Raw genomic sequence first — 3988 nt, 5'->3', positions numbered from 1 at the left:
AGTTCGGATCGCACCAGCCACCAGGCGCCGGGAATATGCCGCGCCGCGTAGTTGGCGCTGGTGGTGAAATCCAGCACCGCGGTGCCCGGTTCATTCAGCAGCTCCGCCAGCCGCTGGGGGGCGATCTCTTCCGCTACCGGGGCCGGCGGGACGCTGGCTGCCGGTACGCCGCGCTCGCTAAACTCTGCCGGATTGGCTTCGCGCAGCACCGCGACCTCCCAGCCCATCTGCGCCAGCCAGGAAGCGGTGATGGCCGCGCGAACGCCGTCGTCGTCCAGCGCGACGATCCGCGCGCCGCGCACGCTGGCGTGGTGGTCGGTCTCCTGCACCAGCTGCCCGCCGGGAGCGCTAAGGCTGCCGGGCAGGTGGCCGGCGGCGTACTCCTCCGGGCTGCGGACGTCGAACAGATAGGTGGTGCGGTCCTCCTGGCGCCGCCAGCGCTGCAGCGTAGTCTCATCAATAAACGTCACCCCGGCGCTTTCAGCCAGCGCGCGCACCTGCTGGCGCCGCGCCGTCGATGGCTGCTGCTCCGGATCGTAGCGCCGCTGCTGGCCGTGCTCCAGCGCCAGCCCGGCCAGCGTCCAGCCGATAGTGCCGTTGCGCAGGGCGTAGACCGGATTACGCACTCCGGCGTTGCGCAGCGACTGGGCGCCGATAATGCTGCGGGTGCGTCCCGCGCAGTTAACCACGATCGGCGTCTGCTCCGAGCCTACGAGGCCGTCAACCCGTAGCGCCAGCTCGCCCCCGGGAACGCTGATGCTGCCGGGAATGCTCATGGTCTGATACTCATCGAAGCGCCGGGCGTCGAGCACCACCACCGGCTGCGGGCCGTCAATCAGCGCCTGAACCTCCTGCGCGCTCAGCGAAGGCGTATGGCGCTGGCTCTCAACCAGCTCGCCAAACGCTTTGCTCGGGGAGTTGACGTCCTGAAACAGCTCTCCACCGCTGCGCTGCCAGCCCGCCAGCCCCCCGTCGAGCAGGGCAACGTCGCGGTAGCCCCAGCCGCGCAGGCGTTCGAGAGCGACTGTAGCAAGGCCTTCACCGTTATCGTAAACGGTTATCGGCGTCGTCAGGCGCGGCACCCGGCGGCTAATTTCCAGCTCCAGCTTGCTGAGCGGCAGGTTCGCGGCGAACAGCGGATGCGCGGTGGCGAAGTGCGCTTCTTCACGCACGTCGATCAGCGCCAGCTCCGCGCCGTCGAGCAGCGCCTGGCGGATCTGTGCGGCCTGGCGTAGGGAGTGTTCGGGCATATTAATTATCCTTAGAGAGATCCCAGAGATTGGGTAAATGGCGGTTGGAGTAGCCGGAGATAAAGGGTTTGCTGAGTCCTTCCGGGGTATACACGGCGCGCCTGACGGCGCCGATATTGCCGCCGTAAACGTGGATGCTGACGGACACGCGATCCGCCAGCGCGTTGCTGACCCGGTGAATATCGCCGTCGCGGGCGGAGACTTTCTCGACCTCGCCGGGGGAGAGGCGCTGGGCGATACCGTCAGCCACCGGCGTGCCGGCATCGTCGAGGCGGTAGCGCTGATTCTCCTCCGCTCCGCGCAGCATGCCGATCGCGCCCCACACCCGGTGGTCGTGGATCGGCGTCGACTGTCCCGGTCCCCAGACGAAGCTGACGATTGAAAAGCGCTGCCCGGAGTCGGCGTGCAGCAGATACTGCTGATAATGGTGGGGATGCGGCAGGGCGTATTCGTCCGGCAGCCAGTCATCCTGCTTCACCAGCGCCGCCAGCCGCAGGGCCACCGCGTCCAGCAGCGGCTCCGGACGGCCGATCTCGCGATGCAGGACGTCAACGTCTTGAATAAAATGGCGTAATTTTTCCAGTCGGGATGTGCTCATCATCGGTTCCTGTCAGGGGGGCTGGTCAATACGCTAACAAAGGCGTTAATATTATTTAAATGCAATTTACGCATATATTAATATGCAAAATAAACATTAAGAGTTTGGCGAGGCCGACTCTAAGGAATCTATGCGCATTGACGACATCGACGCCCTGCTAGCCACCGTGCAGTTCTCCTCCCTGAATCAGGCGGCGGAGTATCTGGGCATAACCCAATCGGCGATCACCCGTCGCCTGCAGCGGCTGGAGCAGACGCTGAACGTGACCCTGCTGGAGCGGCAGACCCGGCCGCTGACCCTGACCGCCGCCGGGCATCGCGTCTACGAGCAGTGCCTGACCATCAAGCGGGAAACCAAAAAGCTCTACGGGCTGCTGGATCCGGAGGCGGAGCCGCGCGGGGTTCTGCGCCTTGGCCTGCCGCAGAGCGTGGCGGAAATCGGCCTCCAGCCGGCGCTGACGGCGCTGCGTCAGCAGTTCCCGCACCTTCAGCCGCAGGTGACCTGCGGCTGGAGCGGTCAGCTGCAGAAGCGTCTGGAGAGCGTCGAGCTTGACGGCGTGCTGGCGATGGGCCCGGCGCAGCAGGCCTTCGCGGAGGGCTACAGCGGGCGGCTGCTCTGTCCGCTGGATATCGTGGTGATTGCCGGCAAGGGCCTGCGCCTCTCCGCCGGGGCGCTGCGGGAGTGCGCGGCGCACGGCTGGGTGCTCAATCCCGACGGCTGCGGGCTGCGGGCGGGATTGATCCGCGAGCTGCAGGCCCAGGGGCTGCGGCTGCAGTTGAATACCGAGACCGCGGGGGCCCAGCTGCAGATTGGCCTGGTGGCGCAGGGGCTGGGATTGGGCATCGTCCCCCGGGCGGCGCTGGCGGCCAGCCCGTGGCGCGATGAGATTAGTATCCTGGCGTTAGCCGATTTCCAGCCCGCGGTCTGCCTGTGGCAAATCAGCGCCCAGAATCTGGCTAATCTCCAGCAGCCTCTGACTTTTTTTGCCGCCAAAATCGTGCAGCAGCTCGCTTCATCTGACTGAAAAATAGGTTTAATTTATCTAAATGCTTATTTGGCATATTAAGATATGATAAAAATGCATTTTGTTCATTAATCTCCGGTGTATAGGGTAACGATATTGCGCCGCCGCCGCGGCCGGCCCGTTACCCTGACCCAAGGAGTTTGTATGAGCATTCAGTTTCTCGGCATGATCGGCCACCGTCTCGCGTCCGAAACTATCGCCCCGGTAGGGCCGATTTTTGACCGCGACTATATCGTTCGTTTTGCTCAGGCGCACGAGGCCGCCGGCTTTGACCGGCTGCTGGTGGGGCATTGGTCCGATCAGCCCGACGGCTTTCTGGTCACCGCCCTGGCCGGGCTGTCGACGCAAACAATCAGCTTTCTGCTCGCCCACCGCCCGGGTTTTGTCTCGCCCACGCTCGCCGCGCGTAAATTTGCCACCCTTGAGCACCTGCTCGGTGGCCGCCTCGCGGTGCACATTATCAGCGGCGGCAACGATGCCGAACAGCGCCGCGACGGCGACTATCTCGATCACGACCAGCGCTATGCGCGCACCGACGCCTTCCTTGAGACGGTACGCAAAATCTGGACCGCAGAGCAGCCGGTCGATATCGCCAACGAGTTCTACCAGGCCGAGCAGGCATGGTCCGCCATTCGTCCGCTGCAAAAACCGCATATTCCGCTCTATTTTGGCGGCTCTTCAGAGGCCGCCATTCGGGTGGCCGGTAAGCACGCCGACGTCTTTGCCCTGTGGGGCGAATCGCTGGGACAAACCGAGGAGACGGTGAAGCGGGTGCGGGCCGAAGCGGCAAAGCATCAGCGCGAAATTGACTTCAGCGTCTCCTTCCGGCCGATTATCGCCGACAGCGAAGCGCAGGCCTGGGAAAAAGCCGAGCATATTTTACACGTTGCCTCCGAGCGCGCGGCGCAGATCGACGGCGGATTTAAGGCCAAGCCGGAGAGCGTCGGCGCCCAGCGCCTGCGGGCGACGGCGGAGCAGGGGAACGTGGTGGACAAGCGCCTGTGGACCGGTATTGCGAAGCTGGTGGGCGGCGGTCATAACTCCACCGCGCTGGTGGGCACGCCGGAACAGGTTGCCGACGCGCTGCTCGACTACTACGACCTCGGGGTCCACAAC

4 protein-coding genes are annotated in these 3988 nt (G+C 64.4%); 2 read left to right on the top strand and 2 right to left on the bottom strand.

Annotation, left to right across the window (positions count from 1 at the left end):
* On the bottom strand, positions 1-1250 hold a 1250-nt coding region (locus tag PFH44_RS25465; protein ID WP_283826554.1), incomplete at its 3' end, for a rhodanese-like domain-containing protein.
* A gap of 1 nt (position 1251) precedes the next feature.
* Positions 1252-1848 carry a cysteine dioxygenase family protein gene (locus PFH44_RS25460; RefSeq protein WP_045858810.1) on the bottom strand — a complete coding sequence of 199 codons (597 nt, stop codon included), beginning with the start codon at positions 1846-1848 and terminating at the stop codon, positions 1252-1254.
* Positions 1849-1978: 130 nt separating this feature from the next.
* Between PFH44_RS25460 and PFH44_RS25455 the strand changes: the two genes are divergently transcribed.
* Entirely contained in the window at positions 1979-2872 is an 894-nt protein-coding gene (locus PFH44_RS25455; RefSeq protein WP_283826553.1) for a LysR family transcriptional regulator, read from the top strand.
* Between the two features lie 144 nt (positions 2873-3016).
* On the top strand, positions 3017-3988 hold a 972-nt coding region (locus tag PFH44_RS25450), incomplete at its 3' end, for an LLM class flavin-dependent oxidoreductase (protein WP_283826552.1).

Origin of the sequence: Klebsiella sp. Ech2A (assembly GCF_030078455.1) — a bacterium.
In the GTDB taxonomy this organism is placed as follows: domain Bacteria; phylum Pseudomonadota; class Gammaproteobacteria; order Enterobacterales; family Enterobacteriaceae; genus Klebsiella; species Klebsiella terrigena.
The sequence above is the reverse complement of the archived record's forward strand: the minus strand, read 5'-3'. Positions and strand labels throughout refer to the sequence as shown.

Excerpts from the sequence above, each read along its gene's own strand:
- PFH44_RS25460 (WP_045858810.1), bottom strand. The coding sequence starts at position 1,848 with ATGAGCACATCCCGACTGGAAAAATTACGCCATTTTATTCAAGACGTT.
- PFH44_RS25455 (WP_283826553.1), top strand. The coding sequence starts at position 1,979 with ATGCGCATTGACGACATCGACGCCCTGCTAGCCACCGTGCAGTTCTCC.